The 18,060-nt window shown below is 67.2% G+C and carries 20 protein-coding genes; 8 read left to right on the top strand and 12 right to left on the bottom strand.

Annotated elements, in window-relative coordinates; all coding sequences use genetic code 11:
• The first annotated feature begins 101 nt into the window (after positions 1-101).
• On the top strand, positions 102-1,118 hold the full coding sequence (locus NO931_RS11490; protein ID WP_256392473.1) for a DUF7504 family protein: 1,017 nt from the start codon (positions 102-104) through the stop codon (positions 1,116-1,118).
• 63 nt (positions 1,119-1,181) lie between these two features.
• On the top strand, positions 1,182-2,354 hold the full coding sequence (locus NO931_RS11495) for a M24 family metallopeptidase (RefSeq protein WP_256392474.1): 1,173 nt from the start codon (positions 1,182-1,184) through the stop codon (positions 2,352-2,354).
• An 89-nt stretch (positions 2,355-2,443) separates the two neighbouring features.
• Here NO931_RS11495 and NO931_RS11500 read toward each other — a convergent pair whose 3' ends face one another.
• Positions 2,444-3,181, bottom strand: a complete 738-nt coding sequence (locus tag NO931_RS11500; RefSeq protein ID WP_310737324.1) for a flagellin — start codon at positions 3,179-3,181, stop codon at positions 2,444-2,446.
• Positions 3,182-3,199: 18 nt separating this feature from the next.
• On the bottom strand, positions 3,200-4,342 hold the full coding sequence (locus NO931_RS11505) for an acyl-CoA dehydrogenase family protein (protein ID WP_256392475.1): 1,143 nt from the start codon (positions 4,340-4,342) through the stop codon (positions 3,200-3,202).
• 97 nt (positions 4,343-4,439) lie between these two features.
• Between NO931_RS11505 and NO931_RS11510 the strand changes: the two genes are divergently transcribed.
• On the top strand, positions 4,440-5,237 hold the full coding sequence (locus tag NO931_RS11510) for an RIO1 family regulatory kinase/ATPase domain-containing protein (RefSeq protein WP_256392476.1): 798 nt from the start codon (positions 4,440-4,442) through the stop codon (positions 5,235-5,237).
• A gap of 295 nt (positions 5,238-5,532) precedes the next feature.
• Here NO931_RS11510 and NO931_RS11515 read toward each other — a convergent pair whose 3' ends face one another.
• The 4 genes from NO931_RS11515 to NO931_RS11530 form a co-directional block, all read right to left on the bottom strand.
• The gene (locus tag NO931_RS11515) at positions 5,533-6,348 is read right to left on the bottom strand and encodes a carbon-nitrogen family hydrolase (RefSeq protein ID WP_375142061.1); all 816 of its coding nucleotides are present in this window, start codon (positions 6,346-6,348) and stop codon (positions 5,533-5,535) included.
• A 10-nt stretch (positions 6,349-6,358) separates the two neighbouring features.
• Positions 6,359-6,793 carry an SRPBCC family protein gene (locus NO931_RS11520; RefSeq protein WP_256392478.1) on the bottom strand — a complete coding sequence of 145 codons (435 nt, stop codon included), beginning with the start codon at positions 6,791-6,793 and terminating at the stop codon, positions 6,359-6,361.
• A 51-nt stretch (positions 6,794-6,844) separates the two neighbouring features.
• Positions 6,845-7,069, bottom strand: a complete 225-nt coding sequence (locus NO931_RS11525) for a DUF7123 family protein (RefSeq protein ID WP_256392479.1) — start codon at positions 7,067-7,069, stop codon at positions 6,845-6,847.
• 85 nt (positions 7,070-7,154) lie between these two features.
• A complete protein-coding gene (locus tag NO931_RS11530) occupies positions 7,155-7,343 on the bottom strand; it encodes a DUF7525 family protein (RefSeq protein WP_256392480.1) in 189 nt (62 codons plus the stop codon).
• A gap of 88 nt (positions 7,344-7,431) precedes the next feature.
• Here NO931_RS11530 and NO931_RS11535 point away from each other — a divergent pair, with 88 nt between their 5' ends.
• From NO931_RS11535 to NO931_RS11545, 3 genes are all read left to right on the top strand, one after another.
• Positions 7,432-8,424: an LEA/WHy family protein gene (locus NO931_RS11535; RefSeq protein ID WP_256392481.1), complete on the top strand. Its 993-nt coding sequence runs from the start codon at positions 7,432-7,434 to the stop codon at positions 8,422-8,424.
• A gap of 197 nt (positions 8,425-8,621) precedes the next feature.
• Positions 8,622-9,014: a DUF7528 family protein gene (locus NO931_RS11540; RefSeq protein WP_375142062.1), complete on the top strand. Its 393-nt coding sequence runs from the start codon at positions 8,622-8,624 to the stop codon at positions 9,012-9,014.
• 279 nt (positions 9,015-9,293) lie between these two features.
• Positions 9,294-10,094, top strand: coding sequence for a hypothetical protein (locus NO931_RS11545; RefSeq protein ID WP_256392483.1), 801 nt, complete (start codon positions 9,294-9,296; stop codon positions 10,092-10,094).
• A gap of 41 nt (positions 10,095-10,135) precedes the next feature.
• On the opposite strand, the gene NO931_RS11550 is transcribed toward NO931_RS11545, so the two are convergent.
• The 6 genes from NO931_RS11550 to NO931_RS11575 form a co-directional block, all read right to left on the bottom strand.
• The gene (locus NO931_RS11550) at positions 10,136-11,167 is read right to left on the bottom strand and encodes a phosphate signaling complex PhoU family protein (protein WP_256392484.1); all 1,032 of its coding nucleotides are present in this window, start codon (positions 11,165-11,167) and stop codon (positions 10,136-10,138) included.
• A 103-nt stretch (positions 11,168-11,270) separates the two neighbouring features.
• Positions 11,271-12,479: an ATP-NAD kinase family protein gene (locus tag NO931_RS11555; protein WP_256392485.1), complete on the bottom strand. Its 1,209-nt coding sequence runs from the start codon at positions 12,477-12,479 to the stop codon at positions 11,271-11,273.
• A gap of 288 nt (positions 12,480-12,767) precedes the next feature.
• The gene (locus tag NO931_RS11560; RefSeq protein WP_256392486.1) at positions 12,768-13,472 is read right to left on the bottom strand and encodes a competence/damage-inducible protein A; all 705 of its coding nucleotides are present in this window, start codon (positions 13,470-13,472) and stop codon (positions 12,768-12,770) included.
• A 96-nt stretch (positions 13,473-13,568) separates the two neighbouring features.
• The gene (locus NO931_RS11565) at positions 13,569-14,339 is read right to left on the bottom strand and encodes a DUF5803 family protein (RefSeq protein WP_256392487.1); all 771 of its coding nucleotides are present in this window, start codon (positions 14,337-14,339) and stop codon (positions 13,569-13,571) included.
• Entirely contained in the window at positions 14,336-15,010 is a 675-nt protein-coding gene (locus NO931_RS11570; protein ID WP_256392488.1) for a DUF2110 family protein, read from the bottom strand. Before NO931_RS11570 ends, NO931_RS11565 begins: the two co-directional genes overlap by 4 nt.
• Positions 15,010-15,540 carry a transcription factor gene (locus tag NO931_RS11575; protein ID WP_256392489.1) on the bottom strand — a complete coding sequence of 177 codons (531 nt, stop codon included), beginning with the start codon at positions 15,538-15,540 and terminating at the stop codon, positions 15,010-15,012. Before NO931_RS11575 ends, NO931_RS11570 begins: the two co-directional genes overlap by 1 nt.
• Before the next feature lie 101 nt (positions 15,541-15,641).
• Here NO931_RS11575 and NO931_RS11580 point away from each other — a divergent pair, with 101 nt between their 5' ends.
• Both NO931_RS11580 and NO931_RS11585 read left to right on the top strand, forming a co-directional pair.
• Complete coding sequence (locus NO931_RS11580) at positions 15,642-16,520, top strand: prephenate dehydrogenase/arogenate dehydrogenase family protein (protein WP_256392490.1); 879 nt, start codon at positions 15,642-15,644, stop codon at positions 16,518-16,520.
• A complete protein-coding gene (locus NO931_RS11585; RefSeq protein ID WP_256392491.1) occupies positions 16,517-18,016 on the top strand; it encodes a small ribosomal subunit Rsm22 family protein in 1,500 nt (499 codons plus the stop codon). The genes NO931_RS11580 and NO931_RS11585 overlap by 4 nt, the downstream gene beginning before the upstream one ends.
• The last annotated feature ends 44 nt before the right edge of the window (positions 18,017-18,060 follow it).

Consider the following 18,060-nt stretch of genomic DNA (forward strand, 5'->3'; position numbering starts at 1 on the left):
GCTGCGGACGTAGATACAGAGGGAGTTAAAATCTGATTAACCGAGGGTATCGCTGCGCAATAAAAAAATGCTGAAGGGCCTGAGACTGCTCACTATCGACAATGGCGGTCGGCTCCCTGACGACGCACCTGGAGGATTCGACATCGATACTCCTCGTAGCGCCGCCGTCGGACCCGGCCGACGATCGCGCTTGCACGGACCTGCTAACGTTCGACGATCCGGAGCGCGAGAACGTCCTGAGCGTGACGCTCTCTCAGACGCCCGCCGATCGGCTAGCGCTCTGGCGTCAGGAGGGCGGTGGGGCGATGCCGAATCGCGCGGTCATCGTCGACGGTAGCGGGCCGTCGACCGAGGCCGAGCGGGCGACGGTCGTCGAGGCGATCCCCGACCTCTCCGTCGAGGTGCTGTCGGACGCGGCGGGACCCATGGAACTCGCCCTGATCGTCGGTCAGTATCTCGGCGAGTGGGACGACACCGCCGAGCGGACGGTCGCCTGTATCCACTCGCTGTCGGCGCTGCTCGACTCGTTCGCCCGCGGCGAGGTCGTGCAGTTCGTCAACGCACTGGACGCCCGGCTCGAATCGGCGGGCGCCGTCGTGCACTACCACCTCGACCCCGGCGCCCACGACGACAGCACGCTCTCCGAGATCAGGCCGCTGTTCGACGCCGTCGTCGAGCACGTGCCGGACGACGGCTGGACCGTGACGAAGAGCGCCGCCGACTCCCCGCAGTTCCGCGGCGAGAGCTCCGCGCTGTATCCCGAGCGCTCTGGCACCGAGCGGCCGTCGGTCGATCGCCCGCTCGACGACGTGTTCGAACTGCTCGCGAACGAGCGCCGGCGCAGAACTCTGTACGCGCTCGCTCAGACGGACGTCCTGAGCGTCTCGATCGATCGGCTCGCCGACGAGGTCGTCGAGCGCGAGCGGGCTGGCGGCGCGGTGTCCGGGCCGCTCCACAACCGGGAGGTGACGATCGCGCTCGCGCACAACCACCTGCCGCGCCTCGCCGACGCCGGACTCGTCGCGTACGACCACGAGAGCGGAGCGGTCACGAAACGGGAGTTCGGCGACGGGTTCGCGGCGTTCGTCAGGTACGTCGACCGGATCGACCGCCCCTGACGCGGCCCTCGACCGTCGACCGGATCCCGATGTCTTTTACTCGCCACCGCTCAGCAATCAGGTATGGACCCGGATCTCTCGCGACTCGCCGACGCCGTCGAGGAACACGGTGCCGACGGCTACCTGTTCGACGGTCACGACGACTCCGATCAGTACTACGTCTGCGGCTTCGACGCGCCCGACCCCTTCGTCGGGCTGTACGACGGCGCCGACGTCCACCTGCTGGTCTCGGGGCTGGAGTACGGCCGCGCCGAGACGGAGAGCCGCGCGGCCACCGTCGCTCGGCTGGGCGACTACAACTACCAGGAGCGAGCGGCTCGTGACGGCCCGAAGGAAGCGCGGCTCGACGTGATCGCCGCGTTTCTCGCCGACCACGGCGTCGGCGCGACGCTGGTCCCCGGCTCGTTCCCCACCGCCACCGCCGACGGACTGCGCGAGCGCGACGTCGCCGTCGCGGTCGAGCGCTCGGACGTGATCACCGAAATCCGGTCGGTCAAGACCGACGAGGAGATCGACAACGTCCGGACGGCCCAGCGCGCGAACGAGGCCGCCATGCGGCGGGCCGAGGAGCTGATCGCTGACGCCGAAATTCGAGACGGCGTGCTCCACCGCGACGACGAGCCCCTGACCAGCGAGTTCGTCACCCAGGAGATCGAGATCGAACTGCTCCGGAACGGCTGTGCGCTCGACGAGACGATCGTCGCCGGCGGCGCCGACGCGGCCGACCCCCACGACCGCGGTAGCGGTCCGCTGCCCGCGGACGAGCCGATCGTCGTCGACATCTTCCCGCGGGACAAGGACTCGAAGTACCACGCCGACATGACCCGCACGTTCCTGCGCGGCGACTCCTCCGAGGCGGTCCGCGAGCGCTACGACGCGACCCTCGACGCCCAGGAGGCCGCGCTCGACACCATCGAGGCGGGCGTCACGGGCAAGGCGGTCCACGATGCGGTCTGTGACGTCTACGAGGACGCCGGCTACCCGACGCTGCGAGCCGACCCCTCGACGGAAACGGGCTTCATCCACGGGACGGGTCACGGCATCGGGCTGGACGTCCACGAGCAGCCGACGCTCAACCCCACCGGCGAGGAGCTGCGGCCCGGCCAGATCGTCACCGTCGAGCCCGGCCTCTACGATCCCGACGTGGGCGGCATCCGAATCGAGGACTTCGTCGTCGTCACCGAGGACGGCTGCGAGAACCTCACCGACTACGAGAAACAGCTCGTACTGGACTGAGCGCCGCGCTCGATCGGCAGCGGCGTCACGACGCCGCGGCGCAGTCCGCTCCGATCCCGCGTCCTCCGCCCCGCGACGCCGCGACGGCTTCAGAGCGCCACGTCGTCGCCCGCTTCGTACGACCGGAGCGACTGGGGCGCCCCGACTATTTTCGTCTGAACGCTCCCGTCAGCGCCGACGAGCCGGATCGTCGCTCGCTCGCCGGGGGCGAGCCGCGCGTCGCCGTCGAGCGTTATTCGAACCGAAAAGCGATCGCTGCGGTCGTTCAGCACCGGGGCGCTGGCGTCGTCGTCGACCAGCGGCTCGACCCCGAACGAACCGGAATCGGCGCTCTCGCCGTAGCCGAGCGTGCGCTGGCGGGTCGCTCCGACGACCTCCACCGACGCCTGCGAGAGATCGATCTCGTCGGCGCCGGGCGAGGTCGTCACCGTCAGGTCGACGGCGTCGACCGTCCGATCCCCGCCGTCGACGTCGATCGTGCCCGTGGCGCCGACGACCAGCAGCTGGTCGCTGACCTGCGCAGTGGAGTCCTCGCTGGTCGCCTCCGCCGTGTTCTGGAGCATTCCGGCGGTCGAGATCAGCAGCGTCGCCCCGATCGCGGCGACCAGAATCATCGCGACGAAGACGATCATCGTCTCGATGCCGACCTGCCCGCGGGACGACGGCGTCGAGTCCGTCAGCGTTGCCCCCGCGGTTGCAGGGCGGTTGCGGTGGGAAGCGTCGGTCGGTGCACTCTCCGAGAACCTGTTCGTCGAACCGACATAGTGGTCGTGCCTAACTGTGGAGGCACCGCTGCGGTCGCCGCCGGCGTCCGACCGAGGTCGGATCCCCGCTCCCGCCCGGGCTCAGAGCCCCAGTTCCCGCCCGATCACGAGATGTTGGATCTCGCTGGTTCCCTCGCCGATCTCCATCAGCTTGGCGTCCCGGTAGAACCGCTGTGGCGCGAAGTCGGTCGTGTAGCCGTAGCCGCCCAGCGTCTGGATCGCTTCTTCGGCGACCTCGCGGGCGGTCTCGCTGGCGTCTAACTTGGCGAGCGAGGACAGGCGCGTGCAGTCCTCGCCCTCGTCGTACGCCCACGCCGCCTTGTGGGTGAGCAGGCGCGAGCGCTCGATCTTCCGGTCCATCGTCACCAGCTTGTCCCGGATCGCGTCGAACTCCGAGATCGGCTGGCCGAACTGCTCGCGCTCGGTGGCGTATGACTTGGCCGCCTCGTAGGCGCCCTGCGCGAGCCCGACCGACAGCGCCGCGATCGAGATGCGCCCGCCGTCTAACGTCTTCGTGGTCTGGCGCCACCCCTCGCCTTCCTCGCCGAGCAGACGATCCTCGGGGATCCGGCAGTCGTCGAAGTTGATCTCGCAGGTCGGCGAGGCGTTCAGCCCGAGCTTGTCCCAGACGGTCGTCACCTCGAACCCGTCGTCGGCGTCGGGATCGACGATGAACGTCGAGATGCCGTCGTAGCCCGCTTCGGGATCGGTGACGGCCTTGACGAGGATCGATCCCGCGACGTTGGCGTTCGTGATGAACTGCTTGGTCCCGTTGAGAACCCACTCGTCGCCCTCCTTGCGAGCCCGAGTATCCATGTCGCTGGCGTCGCTTCCGCTCCCGGGCTCGGTGAGCGCCCACGCGCCCATGTGCTCGCCCTCCGCGAGCGGGCGGAGCCAGCGCTCTTTCTGCGCGTCGCTCCCGAACAGCTCGATCGGCTTCGAGCCGAGGCTGACGTGGGCGGCGTACGACAGCCCGATCGCGCCCGACACCCGCCCGAGTTCCTCGGTGACGAGCGCGTACATGAACTGGTCGCCGCCGAGCCCGCCGTGGGACTCGTCGATGGGAACGCCCATCACGTCGAGCTCGGCGAGCTGGTCGAAAATCTCGTCGGGGAACCGGTGCTCGTCCTCGATCTCCTGGGCGATCGGTGCGATCTCGGCCTCGCAGAAGTCCCGGACGCTCTCGCGGATCATCCGGTGCTCGTCGGGGACGCGAAACTCCATGGATCGAGGTTCGCGGACGTACCGCATAAAGATCACGAACGATCGGGAACGACGCGCGCCGGGAGGCATTTAACCCTCGCAACCTTGCATCCGCGTGATGGATCTGCGCGGCATCGTCAGGGGTACCGTCGGGTGGTCCCAGCTGGAAGCCATCGGCGCCGAGCTGGCGCGCCGCGCGGACCGCGAGCAGGTCCGGATCACGTTTCTCGACGCCGACAACTGGCTGTCGACGCCGCTGGTCGTCGACGAGCGCTGGTTCGTGAAGCTGATCTCGCCCCAGAACGCGTTCGTCCACGCCGTCATCACCGGCGCGCGCAACGCGGGCGTCTTCTCCAGCGGGACGGCGGGCTTTTTCGGCCGGTTCGACGGCCCCGTCGAGATGGCGCGCCACGAGCTAGAAGCGACCGAGGAGATGCGCCGGATCGGGCTGAACGCCCCCGAGCCGGTCGGCGTGTTCGAGTTCGACGAGTTCGGCGTCCTCGTGCTGGAATATCTCGACGACTTCCGAACGTTCGACGACCTCTCGACCGCCGAGAAGCGGCGGCGCGCCGGCGAGCTGTTCGGCGCGCTCCGGCGGATGCACGACGACGAGCTGGCCCACGGCGACCTGCGGGCCGAGAACGTGCTGATCGCCGACGACGAACTGTACTTCATCGACGCCACCTACGTCCGCGAGGAGGGGCTGGCGTCGGCCCGCTCGTACGATCTGGCCTGCGCGCTGGCCGTGCTCGCGCCGACGATCGGCGCCCGCGACGCCATCGACGCCGCCGCGGCCCGCTACTCCACCGAGGAGGTACTCGCCGCGCGCGAGTTCCTCGACTTCGTGAAGCTGCGCCCGGACCACGACTTCGACGCGGCGCTGGTGAAAGGCGAGATCGAAAAAATCGCCGACTGAGCGCGACAGCTAGCCGGTCGTACTGTACGGAAAGCGTGAAAGGCGGAGTGGGCCGAGGTGGGACGCCGGGATGCTCCGGGTCCGGAACCCGCTTCGAGCGTGCAGCGGACCGTCGGACCGGAGCGAACCGGGATCGCCTAGGTCGATCCCGGAGTCGGGTCGAGCGCGACGAGCGTTGTGCCGGAACGACGTGAAAAGCGCCGTGTGTCCGGCAAGCGGTTGTTGGGCAGGCGAACGTATAAATGCACTGTCTGCGGAACCCCGGTCGTCCCGGCACCGCACGGCGCGCTGCCGATCAGACGCGCCGGTCGCGCAGCGCGGGGAACTCCTCGCGAACCGAAGCGACGCGGTCGGGATCGAGCTCCGCGGTGACGATCGTCGGCTCGTCGTCGCAGGACGAAAGCGGCGTCCCCCAGGGGTCGTACGCGGTCGAACGCCCCAGCAGCGTCGCGTCGTCGAACTCGCCCGACCCGTTGATCGTGGCGACGTAACACTGGTTCTCGATGGCTCGCGCCCGCGAGAGCGTCTGCCAGTGCTCGACGCGGGGGTAGGGCCACGCCGAGGGAACGAGTACGAGCGTCGCGCCGGCGTCGACCAGCTCGCGGTACTGCTCGGGAAAGCGCAGATCGTAGCAGGTCGTCATCCCGACGGTGAAGTCCTCGAACTCGGCGGTCGCGGTGCGCTCGCCGGGGACGAGCAGGTCGGCCTCCGCCGAGTCGTAGCCGAACAGGTGACGCTTGCGGTACACCGCTCGCCGCTCGCCGTCGCGATCGAAGAAGACGGAGGTGTTAGCGAGCCCCTCCTCGGCGGGCGTCTCGACGCCGGTCGTCGCCGCCAGATCCTCGACGATGCTCCCCGCGAGGACGGCGACGTCGTGCTCGGCCGCGGCGTCGGCGATCCGCGAGAGCGTCTCGCCGCCCAGCGACTCGGCCAGCCGGTGGTACAGGTCGAACGCGAAGAAGCCGACGTTGAAGATCTCGGGCAACGCGACCAGATCGGCGCCCCGATCGGCCGCGCGGGCGATCGCATCGGTCGCTCGCCGGCGGTTGGCTTCGACGGCCCCGGCTTCGACGTCGATCTGGGCGAGCGCGATCGTGGCGCTCACGGGCAGATCCCCCCGATCACTGCTCGACCCCCAGATCCTCGCGGAGGGTCGTCTCCAGGTTCTGGAGCTCCCCATCGAGGTTGCGCTCGAAGTACCCCTCGACGCCGGGGAGTCGGCCGTCGACGACGAATCGGTTGACGACCCGCGAGCCGCCGTCGGTCGGTTCGATGTCGTGTTCGCCGGTCACGCGCATCACCTTCGATCGGCCGACGAATTTGACGTACTCCGGCGGCCTGCGCTCGACGTCCTCGGTGCGGACTGCGGCCGTTCGATTCAAAAGCGGGATCGGCAACTCGACGTGCCAGGTCGCCCGGCGACCGTCCTCGTCGTCCAACTCGAACTCCGAGACGACGCTGATCGCTCGGGCGCGCTGCTCCGGATCCGAGATGAACTCCCAGACACGCTCGGGCTCGACGGGCAACTCGAACGTCCGCTCGACCCGGACTGTCATTGCTCTCTCACTGGCGCTCCGGAGTAAAAAGCCGCCCGTTCCGGCGACGCTTTAGCTGACCGTTACCTTCCAGGTCGTCGACCGGGAGCGGCCCCACTTCTCGATGTCGACCTCGTCGGACTCCTCCGCGAGGCGTGGGAGCCGCGAGCCGACCTGCTTGGCAGAGAGCCCGATCGCCTCGGCGACGTTTTTCGCCCGGAAGTACCGCTCCCCGCGGGCGGCGCTCTCGCGGAGGTACGAGACGATGCGCCGGTCCTCGTCGCTGTAGTCGGACATTGGGGCGCGCTAGGCGCTCGACGCGCTTAACGGTTTTCGATCGTGCAACGGTACCACGGGCACGGGACGCCGGAACGACCCGTGCTCAGTCCTCGTAGACGTGGATCGCGACGACCGACAGCGCGCCGAACAGCATCGCCGCGGCGAAGCCCCACGCCGCGGTGACGTCCGGCGCGCCGCCGAACATCACGAGTGCGCCCAGCCCGGCGACGACGGCACACAGTACGGCGATCCCGATTCCCTTGTCGGTCGACTGCGACGCGGACGCTGTCATGGACGCGGCTTGCGAGGGCAGCAACTTAGCTCTTGTCAGAGCGACTGACGAGAGACTTTTACAACGTCGGTGTCGATCACCGGGTAAGATGGACTTACCGGACGACCTCGGCGCCGTCAGGGCGGTGCTGCTGGGGAGCAAGCTGCGCGTCGCGGGGAGCGTCGTCCTGGCGCTGTCGGTGGTGTTCGGCGCCGCCGTCGGACTCGGCGTGCTGGGCGTCCCCGGCGTCGCCGCGGTCGACAACGAGTTCGGCGCCGTCGACGAATCGACGACGACGATCGAGACCGATCTGGTGATCTCGAACCCCAACCCCGTCGGCGTCACGCTCGGCGACGTGCGGATCGACTACGGCGTCTCGATGAACGACGTTCGCGTCGCGAACGGCTCGCGCGAGGGCGTCTCGCTGCAGCCGGGCAACAGCACGACCGAGCTCACGACCCGGATGGACAACCAGCAGATCCCGCCGTGGTTCGCGAGTCACGTTCGGAACGGCGAGCGGAGCCGACTCGTCGTTGACGCCGACGTGCGGTCCGAGCGGCTCGGCCGCAGCAAGCAGTTCACGGTCGAGCGATCGATCGAGACGGACCTGATCGGCCAGTTCGACTCCAACGAGACGCGCCCGGTCGCGGTGGAGGACTCGGCGATCACGGCGACGCCGCTCGTCGAGAACCCGGTGTTGTACGTCAACGAGACCAGCGCCGACTGGGGCACCGTCTCGCGCGAGCGGACGCCGATCGACGTCGAGTTCGTCGCGTACAACCCGCAGGCGTTCCCGCTCACCGTCTCCGAGATCGACTACGAGATCACGATGAACGACGTGCTGGTCGGCGAGGGGACCTCCGAGACGAACGCCGCGATCCTCCCCGAACGGACCGAGCGGATCGAAACCACGACCGCGATCACCAACGACAACCTCGACGAGTGGTGGGTGAGCCACCTGAACAACGACCAGACGACGCAACTGGAGATCCGCTTCTACGCTACGGTCGAGATCGAAGGCCAGGAGTTCCGCGTCCCGGTGCGCGCGCTCGACCACGAGGAGACGATCGAGACGAACATCTTCGAGGGCGAGGGGAACTGAGACGCGGCGTCTCGACGCCGCGGTGACGGCGACCCCGCACCGCCGGTAAGGTTTTGTGGCCTCGACCTGAATCAGCACACGCATGACACGGAGTGATTCGGCTCCTGATCGCGTTCTTCTCGGGCGATGAGACCACGGTAACGGCGACGAGCGGCGACGACGGCATCGACGTAGTGATCGACGGCACCCAGTTCCGACTGTCCCGCAGCGACGCCGCCGACCTGCAGGACGCCGTCGGCGACGCGCTGACCGAGCGCACCGAGTTCTTCCGGACCGCCGGCGAGTACCGCGAGGACGGAACCTACGAGGTCAGCCGCCGCGGCGCCGACTCCGCGGGCAACGCCAAGGTGTTCCGCGACTTCGAGGAACTGCGCCGGCTGTACGAACGCCTGCCCGACGCGTTCGACGCCGAGGACGTGGGCCGCACGGGCATCACCGGCTCGCGTCGCCACATGATCGTCCGGCACGTCGCCGAGCATCCGGCGTTCGACTGCGAGATCGCCTCGCGGAAGCCGCTGCGGGCGGTCAAGAATGACACTGGGACTGCGAACGACGCCGACGATGTGACAACTGAGCTACCAGCTGATTGACCGCGTTAAGATCTGGTAGCACCCAGAGGATTCACTTCTCCAGGTTCGCCTATTTGATTCACATCGTGATGAGCGATATGGAGGTGAACCTATGTTCTGTTGCAGACAGGAAGTATGAGTCTATACGGAATCTTGACCGCATTCCCCATCAAGATTAGACCGATTGGTGATCTGACTTCTGGCAAGGGTCTGTAAATAATTCTGAAGAAGGTGAAATATCTTCTATTGGGCAGTTTCCTCACTAGTCTTTTTTATGATCCAGGATACAGTTATTATCATATGATGGCATTACAGAGTTTTCCTGAGGGTTTTTGGTCGGTAGACATTTCTGACGTGATCTCTGCCTTATTATCCTTAGCTTTAGTCATTTTATATTGGAGGATGCAAAAATTTCAGGAGACTGTGGTATCTATACAACAAAAGCAGGCCGAATTAATGGAAAGACAAGCAGACTTCACGCAGGCAAATCATCAACCAGTATTACATTCGGATGATGTGACCGGGGAGGGACAGAAAGTCAATCTATCGCTCCATAATGACGGGAATGGCCCTGCGCATGGACTTTTGCTTCAAGCTGTTCTATATAAGCAGGAAGAAATGATGGATGGAGATCCTGGTGAAGTCATTCCAGGGTATAATGGAAGTGGTTCTGTAATTGGACCAGAGTGGACTCCACTTTTTCGCGAATCTGCCTCCGAAGAAGATGTTGGTGAAGAAGAAGAAGTTCTTGCAACTGCGATTCGAGAAGGCGAGAAATCCGTGTCCTTCGAATCTGAATTGAAATTCACCTACATGTCTCCGGGATCTGGCCAATATGATGTCACCTTCACTGAGGCAATGGATAGAATAAGCAAAGAATGGGATTGCGATCACATTGCCATCGATTTCCACATAGGATTTACAGACATATCTGGGGAATGGTATGGTGTCCCAATTGGGGCCTGTGGAGATATCCCGGTAGAAAGCTCCCTGACCCTTGATCAAGCTCTAGACGATCCTCAAGTAGGAGCGCCTATTGGCGAGCCCATCAAAGAAGATGAGGTTTATTCAGCCATTATGCTTGACGATATAGAAGTTTAGTTAGAAATGTCAAGATCTCCTGGTCGCCATTTCAAAGCTCGCTAATTAATGGTGGTGTGCTCGGACTCCTCGTTGAGCGCGAGGTTCGCCGCGATCTCGGCGTTCCGCATGGCGTACTCGGCGGTCTGCTGGAGGCTGACGAGCACTTCCCGGACCTGCAGCAGGTCCTCGTTGTCCATCTCGGGGAGGTCGTCAAGGATCTCCTGTTCGCGGTCGCCGACCTCGTGGAACCGCTGGCGGGCCTCGATCGTCTTGTCGTAGTCCCGCTCGACAGCCGACTCCACCGCGAGCTTCGTCAGTTCGTCGACGTCGTCTGTGAACTCGCGGATGCGCCGCATCGTCTGCTGGTCGACGCTCAGCGAGTGCTCCTCGGTGTCGAGGACGATCTCGGCGATGTCCTCGGCGTTGTCGGCGGTGAGTTCGAGATTCTTCGCGATCGAGCGGTAGCCGATCAGCGGGAAGCCCGATTCGAGTCCCACCGCGCGGGCGAGGTTGGGGTTCTGGTAGGCGGTGAAGATCAGGCGCAGCATCAGGACGAAGATCTTGTTCGCCTGACGCTCGCGGTTGAGCGCGCGCTGGGCCAGATCGGGGTTGCCGTGGGCCAGCGCCTTGATCCCCTCGCCGCGCATCGTCGAGCCGGTCGATTCGAGCCGCTCGATCAGGTTGTCGAGCGTGAAGTCCTCGGGGTCGACCGAACACCGGATCGCGATGCTTTCCGGCGTCTCCTCGATGACGCCCAGGCCCATCAGCTGCGTCTCGGCCTCGTAGACGGCGTTGATGTGGTCCGACGACAGCGCTCCCTCTGACTGGTCGATCCGGATGACGCGGCGACCGAGCACGTACTGGGCGACGATCGCCCGCTCGACGGCGTTCGCGTCGAGGTCGTCCGCGTGGATGATCGCCTCGGACTCCTCGGTGCTCGCGGATTCGGGCATCACCGTCAGCGTTCCCTTTCCGCCCATCCGCAGCGACACCTCGTCGCCTTTCTCGACGTTCTGTTCGCTCGCCCACTCCGCCGGGAGCGTCATCGCGAGCGTGGAGGGCCCCAGCCGCTGGACCTTGCGCGTTTCCATGGAAGGGGGTACGGCGGAGCCGACCTTAATCTTGTCTATATCTGCATTATCTTCTCGGGAGTAATAATACACTGCTGCGAACGCCCGTCCAATATATAAGGTCTTAGACGACCTTCATCATCCGCCGCTCGAAGCGCCCGACGCGGGCCTTCAGCCAGCCGCGGAGCGACTCGTCGAGGTCGGCGTCGTCAGTGTCGACCCGCAAGACGTTCAGTTCGTCGAGCTTCCGCCGCGAGGCGACCACTTCCAGGTCGCAGCGCTCGATCACGGCCGGCGAGATCTGGTCGTTGCCGCGACCGAACACGAACCCCTGGCCGCCGATCGGCGAGACGACGACGACGGCCGGCCCTTCCAGCGCGTCGAGAATCTCGGCTTCGGTGGCGTCCCGGGCGAGCAACTCGCCGGCCGGCGTCGCCGGCTCGTGGTAGCTGTCGGCTTCGACGCCCTCCGGTGCGGAGCGCCAGACGTCGACGCCGAGCGGCGAGCCCTCGAACCCGAGCCGCTCTTTGATCGCGCCGACGGTGCTGCCCGGCCCGAGCACGTAGGTCGTCCCCGGGTCGAGGTCGCGGACGAATCCCTCCGCGAGCGTCTCGACGCTGCCGCCACCCAGTTGCTTGCTCGACTGCAGCTCCTCGGAGACCGGGACGGGCCGGACGCCCCGAAGCTCGGTCTCGACGGCGCCGCCGCGGTACGCGTCCTCGTCGATGTCGTTTATTTCTCGGTCCGCGACGCGCTCGAACGTCGCCGCGATCCGCCCGGCGTCCCGCGGCGTGACGCCGAACACCGACGAGTAGACTTTCACGCCCGCGGGGACGCCGAGCATCGGCGTCTCGTCCGCGGAGCCGTCGGCCGGCCGGTCGTCGGCGCCGCCCTCCTGGTCGGTGCTGTCCGCGCCCGCCTCGACGTCGTCCAGCGCCGCGGCGACGTCGACGGCGGTGCCGTCGCCGCCGACGAACAGCACGAGGTCGACGCCCCGGTCGACGAACGCCTCGACGGCCGCCCGCGTGTCCTCGGCCGTCGTTTCGGACGGCGCTTCGGCTTCGGACGCGCCGCTCGGTGGTTCGTAGACAACCCTCGGCTCTAGGCCGGCGTCCCGCGCCTCGTCGGCGCCCATCCGCCCGCCGGCGGCCAGCAGGTCGATCTCGCCCTCGGCGTGGCGTACCAGCGACTCCAGCGCCTCGGTCGCGCGCTCGGGCGCCCGCGGCGTCGCCCCGCGCTCGACGGCTTCCGCGACTTTCCCGTCCGTTCCCTTGAGGCCGACGCGACCGCCCATCCCGGCGACGGGGTTCACGACGACGCCGATCCGACGCATGCGGAGACGTTGGGCGAGCGGGGGGAAAAGACCGCCGCTCGGCGGCGAGGTGCGTCCGGCGTCGCGTACCGACGCCGTCAGCGCGGCGTGTTCGGCGGGAGCGCTTCTCAAGGTTTAAGAGAACGCCGCAAAAACACGCGACCATGACTATCGCACCCCTCGCCGCCGACCTGCCGATGTGGCCGACGAGCCTCGCCGTGCTGGGATCGAGCCTGCTGATCACCGCCGCCTGGCTGTTCTACCTGTACCGATAGCGCCGTCTCGGCGGCGTTTCTCGCCCGGAAGCGCTTATCGCTCTTCGGTCTCCACCACGTCGACCCGCTCGCGGAGCCACCCGGCCGCCGCCTCGACCGCGTCGGCGTTGACGTCCTTGATCTTCACGCGGACGTACTCGCCGGGGTAGCTGCCGACCGTCACGTCGAAGCGCTCCCGCAGCTCCTCGATCCTGTCCAGCAGCGCGCTCTCGGGTTCGTCGACCGTCACGACGACGGCGTGGGTCCGCTCGCCGGCGAACTCGCCGGCCACCCGCTCGAACATCCCTTCCATCTCCTGGGGGACGCCCGGCAGGACGTACACCTCGTCGTCGACGACACAGCCCGGCGCGACGCCGACGTCGTTGTGAAGCACGCGAGCGCCGGCTGGCAGGTGGCTCGTCCCCTCGACCAGGTCGTCGCGCTCGTAGCCGCCGTGTTCGACGAGCCACGCGACCGCCTCGTCGTTGCGTTCGACGTCGCGGCCGAACGCCGCGGCGACGCCGTCCATCGTCACGTCGTCGTGGGTCGGTCCCAGTCCGCCGGTGACGACCACCGCGTCGTACTCGGCGCGGTACTCGTTGACGACCCGGGCGATGTCGCCGACCCGGTCGGGGACGACCGTGATCCGCTCGACGTCGACGCCGCGCTCGTCGAGCCGATCGCAGAGCCAGGTCGCGTTGGTGTTGGTCGTGTCGCCGGCGAGAATCTCGTCGCCGACGTTGATGACCGCGACGTGCATACCGAACCGTTGCGGGGCCCGGGACAAAAGTTCGCGGGACGGGGCGGGGACGGCCGGTTCGACGCCGCGGGACGGTCGGTTTCAGTAACAGCCGGATCAGCCCATCCCCGGCGGCGGCTGCTTGCCGTCGTCGTCCTCGGGATCGAGTTCGAGGCCGTGTTCCTTGCGCATCTCCTTTAACTTCCGAATCTGTCGGTTGAAGTGGAAGTAGCCGCCGAGCGCGACCAGCCCGAGGCTGACGACCAACCCGTAGAAGAAGTACCGGTCGCGGTCGACGTAGTACTTGAGGAATACCGGGCTCGACACGTCGCTCCACACGATATTGACGCGGCCGTCGACCGTCTCGGTCCGGTGGCCGCTGCGCGGACTGACGTGCCCGAGCAGGAAGTCCTCGGTGCTGTGATCGGGCGGGAGGGCGACGCGGTATGACCCCTCGATGTACGCCGGCAGGCGGAGCTCCTTGGGGTCGGTTTCGGAGGTGAAGGCGAGCTTCCCGTCCTCGCTCGGTAGGCTGACGACGAGCCGTTCGTCGGTACGCTCGATGTCGAGGTCGGTGCCGTTGACGAACGTGCCGTTCTCGCCCCGGAACTTGATCGCGCTGATCCGTAGCGGTCGGTCGCTGGTGATCCCGCTCCGGTAGAGTTCGAGCTCCTCTCGCCCGGAGACGTCGTACACCGCCTTGAACTCGGCGTCGCTGGTGAGCGATCCGGCGTTCGCGATGTCGATGGACACGTCCTGCTGGGCGCTCCAGTTGTACGTCGCGTCCTCGTTCAGCCGCTCCTCGTCGGGGCCGCCGCCGCCGACACAGCCCGCCGTGAGCGCGAGGAGTGCGACCGCGACCGTGGCGAGGAGCAGCCGCCGATTCATGGAACGACTGCGCGCAGCTCGGCGGGCAGGTACTGGCCGATGCTCGCGACCAGTCCCGGCGGATCGGTTCCTTCGCCGCAGACGACGCTTTGCTCTAACAGTCCGAGCCGCTCGACGGTGACAATGTCCTGCGCGTGGCCGGCCCGGTTGACCGTGGCGCGGACCTCCGCGCGGGTGGCGCTGTTGACGTTGACGCGACCCGTTCCGCGGGTCCACTCGTAGAGCTGGTCTTGCTGGGCTTCGGAGAGTCGAGCGTCTTCCTCGGCGTCGCCGTAGACGAACTCGAGGGGCGTGTGCTGGACGATGCCGAAGCGCTGGCGGATCTGCTCGGGACTCCCCTGCCCGAGTCCGAGGTCGGCCGCCGAGATGCGAACGGCGCCGCCGGAATCGAGCACGAACCCGTCGTCGTCCCAGGATTCGAGCGTGCCGACGTACGTCTCGCCGTCCTCGAAGCGGTCGGTGATCGCTCCCCACTCCTCGGAGAGCACGTTCCGGGCTGCGACGGCGTCCTCGCCCTCGATCGTGACCGAGGGGAAGTCGTCGTGGCGGACGCCCAGCTCGAACGTCACGTCGAGATCGCCCACGGCGTTGTCGATCAGCGAGCGCAGCGAGTCCAGCGCGCGGTCCTCGGCGTCGCCCGAGACGTACAGCTTCGTGGCCAGGACGACCATTATGCCTCGGCCTCGAGATCGACGTTCAGCTCGTCCCGGAGGTCCTCGATGCGTTCGTCCATCGCGTCGACGAGGTGGGTGTTCTCCATCGACTCCAGCGGCGAGCCACACTCGGGGCACTCGAAGCCGAAGTCCATCGCCTCGCCGAACTCGAAGCGGATCGAACAGACCTCACAGAGGTAGAACTCGTGGGTACGCTCGTACTCGCGGCGCTCCTCTAGAGCCTCGTAGAGGCGGTGCATCTCCTCTTCGAGATTCTCCGGGATCTTGTCGTACTCGAACGTCCAGAGGTAGGTCAGCCAGCCCGAGTCCTCGTCGCGGAGCCGGCGGTACGTCGCCAGGTCGTTCTCGTAGAGAATAAACAGCGCCCGGCGGACGTCGTTGAGCTCCATGTCGAGCTCCTCGGCGAGCTCCTCGTCGGTGACCTCGCCGTCCGGCGGGGCGGCCGCGACCGGCATGCCCTTCGGACCGACGAGCTCGTGCAAGTACTTCTGGATGACGGGGTCCTCGAGGAGATCCTCAAAAGCCATTATTCTAGTGGCGGGCGTCCGCGAGTTTAAAAGTACCGTTCGCGAACCGGTGACGGGCGGACTCGTAGCCTTTTTTGACCGTCCCCGGCTACCTCGCTCCAATGGACGTACTGGTCGTCGGAGCGGGGGAGATGGGGCGCTGGTTCGGCGCGACGCTGTCCGGCGAGCGCAGCGCGGCGTCCGGATCGGCGGACGGTGGTACCGGCGCCGCTGCGAAGTTCGACGCCGACGTCGCCTTCGCCGATCTCGACGCCGACGCCGCGGCGGCCGCGGCCGAGGCCGCTGGCGGGCGCGCCGTCTCGCCGGAGACCGACGAGCACTTCGACGTCGTCTGTATCGCGGTGCCGATGTCGGTCGCGGCCGAGGCGATCGCCGAGCACGCCGACCAGGCCACCGAGGCGATCGTCGACGTGACCGGCGAGATGGCCGGCCCCGTCGCGGCGATGGCCGAGCACGCACCCGACCTGGAGCGCGCCAGCTTACACCCGCTGTTCGCGCCGGAGAACGCGCCGGGCAACGTCGCCGTCGTTCGGGACGAGAGGGGCCCGACGACCGACGCCGTGCTCGACGCGATCGCCGCGGCGGGCAACGAGGTGTTCGAGACCACGCCCGAGGAGCACGACGAGGCGATGGCGACCGTCCAGGCCGGCGCCCACACCGCGGTACTGGCCTACGCGCTCGCCGCCGAGGATGTCCCGGAGCGGTTCCAGACGCCCGTCTCCGAGGGGCTCGGCGACCTCGTCGAGCAGGTAACGGGCAACAGCCCGCAAGTCTACGGCGAGATCCAGTCGACGTTCGACGGCGCCGACGCGGTCGCCGCGGCGGCCCGGCGGATCGCCGACGCCGCGGAGCAGAGCTCCGCGAGCCCTGCTTCGCAAGCTCAGCAGGACGCCGCCAATGAGGCGTTCGACGAACTGTACCGCGAGGCCGGCGGCGTCGTCGCCGACGCGTCGGCGTCCGAAGCGGAGGAGGACCGATGACCGACGACGAGCGCCGCGCGATCGTCGAGAACGCGAAGTACCTGCGCAGCGTGCGCCCGATCGATCCCGACGAGATCTACGAGTACGTCGCGAGCCAGCCCCATCCCGCGGTTGTCCGGCAGGTGCTCCGCGAGGAGGCCGTCGCGCTGGGGCTGCGCGAACGTGAGGACGGCACGTTCGTTCCGATCGAAGACGAGCCGGTGACGGCGACGCCCGGCACCGTCGAGTCGTTCCCCGAGACCTACGCCGAGCGCGTCGAGGACCTGCTCGTCGAGGAGTACGGCCCGGACTGGCCCGAGGGCGAGTCCGGCGACCGGCTCCGCGAGGCGATCCGCCGGCTCAAGGACGCCTACTACCGCCAGCATCCCGTCGAGTACGACCGCGAGGCGGCGCTGGGCTACGCGCTCTACCACCTGCCCGACTACTACGCCGTCGTCCAGTACGCCCTCTCGGATCTGACCGAACGCGGGCTGGTCGATCGTCGGCTGCGCGTGCTCGACGTCGGCGCCGGCGTCGGCGGGCCGGCGCTCGGGCTCCACGACCTGCTGGCCGACGACGCGCTGATCGAGTACCACGCCGTCGAGCCGAGCGCGGCCGCGGACGTGCTGGACGCCGTGCTGGACGAGACGTCCCTGAACTTCCACTCGACGATCCACCGCGAGCGCGCCGAGGCGTTCGACCCCGAGAGCGTCCTCGACGCGCAGTTCGCGAGCGGCGACGACGGCGCGGGTGACGCCACCGACGCGGACGAACCCGGCTTCGATCTGATCCTCTTTGGCAACGTGCTGAGCGAACTCGACGATCCCGTCGCCGTCGCACGGCGGTACCTCGACGCGCTGGCGCCCGAGGGGTCGATGGCCGCGCTGGCGCCCGCCGATCAGAATACGAGCACCGGCCTCCGCGAGATCGAGCGTGCAGTGGCCGATGCGTCCTCCGGAAGCCCCGCGCCCGCGACGGTCTTCTCGCCAACGGTACGCCTGTGGCCCGACGAGGCGCCGACTGACCGGGGCTGGTCGTTCGACGTCCGGCCCGACCTTGCAGTACCCGAGTTCCAGCGGCGTCTCGACGACGCGGGCGCCGGCGATCCGGACCACGAGCACGGCGAGTTCGTCAACGTCGACGTGCAGTTCTCCCACTCGATCCTGCGCACCGACGGCCTGCGAAAGTACGCGCTCGATCCCGAGCCTGACCGCTACGCGAAGATGGCCGAGATGGAACGACACGTCTCCGAGCGGATCGATCTGCTGGCGCTGAAGCTGAGTCGGTCGCTCTCGGAGGACGACGCGAACCCGCTGTACAAGATCAGCGACGGCAGCGAGGACACCGAGCACTACGCCGTGCTGACCCGCGAGACGTCGCTGAACCGCGAGCTGGCGGCGGCCGACTACGGCGACCTGCTTTCGATCGAGTCGGCGCTGGCGCTGTGGAACGACGACGAGGGCGCGTACAACCTCGTCGTCGACGACGAGACCGTCGTCGATCGCCTCGTCGCCTGATCTGTAATGAATGTTTTGTTTCTTGTATAGATTTCGGCGGCTCG

This window comes from Natronoarchaeum rubrum (genome assembly GCF_024494695.1).

Coding starts and splice junctions, on each gene's coding strand:
- NO931_RS11575 (WP_256392489.1), bottom strand. CDS start 15,540: ATGGCTTTTGAGGATCTCCTCGAGGACCCCGTCATCCAGAAGTACTTG.
- NO931_RS11570 (WP_256392488.1), bottom strand. CDS start 15,010: ATGGTCGTCCTGGCCACGAAGCTGTACGTCTCGGGCGACGCCGAGGAC.
- NO931_RS11490 (WP_256392473.1), top strand. CDS start 102: ATGGCGGTCGGCTCCCTGACGACGCACCTGGAGGATTCGACATCGATA.
- NO931_RS11535 (WP_256392481.1), top strand. CDS start 7,432: ATGGACTTACCGGACGACCTCGGCGCCGTCAGGGCGGTGCTGCTGGGG.
- NO931_RS11525 (WP_256392479.1), bottom strand. CDS start 7,069: ATGTCCGACTACAGCGACGAGGACCGGCGCATCGTCTCGTACCTCCGC.
- NO931_RS11530 (WP_256392480.1), bottom strand. CDS start 7,343: ATGACAGCGTCCGCGTCGCAGTCGACCGACAAGGGAATCGGGATCGCC.
- NO931_RS11555 (WP_256392485.1), bottom strand. CDS start 12,479: ATGCGTCGGATCGGCGTCGTCGTGAACCCCGTCGCCGGGATGGGCGGT.
- NO931_RS11585 (WP_256392491.1), top strand. CDS start 16,517: ATGACCGACGACGAGCGCCGCGCGATCGTCGAGAACGCGAAGTACCTG.
- NO931_RS11545 (WP_256392483.1), top strand. CDS start 9,294: ATGATGGCATTACAGAGTTTTCCTGAGGGTTTTTGGTCGGTAGACATT.
- NO931_RS11565 (WP_256392487.1), bottom strand. CDS start 14,339: ATGAATCGGCGGCTGCTCCTCGCCACGGTCGCGGTCGCACTCCTCGCG.
- NO931_RS11510 (WP_256392476.1), top strand. CDS start 4,440: ATGGATCTGCGCGGCATCGTCAGGGGTACCGTCGGGTGGTCCCAGCTG.
- NO931_RS11560 (WP_256392486.1), bottom strand. CDS start 13,472: ATGCACGTCGCGGTCATCAACGTCGGCGACGAGATTCTCGCCGGCGAC.
- NO931_RS11580 (WP_256392490.1), top strand. CDS start 15,642: ATGGACGTACTGGTCGTCGGAGCGGGGGAGATGGGGCGCTGGTTCGGC.
- NO931_RS11520 (WP_256392478.1), bottom strand. CDS start 6,793: ATGACAGTCCGGGTCGAGCGGACGTTCGAGTTGCCCGTCGAGCCCGAG.
- NO931_RS11550 (WP_256392484.1), bottom strand. CDS start 11,167: ATGGAAACGCGCAAGGTCCAGCGGCTGGGGCCCTCCACGCTCGCGATG.
- NO931_RS11505 (WP_256392475.1), bottom strand. CDS start 4,342: ATGGAGTTTCGCGTCCCCGACGAGCACCGGATGATCCGCGAGAGCGTC.
- NO931_RS11495 (WP_256392474.1), top strand. CDS start 1,182: ATGGACCCGGATCTCTCGCGACTCGCCGACGCCGTCGAGGAACACGGT.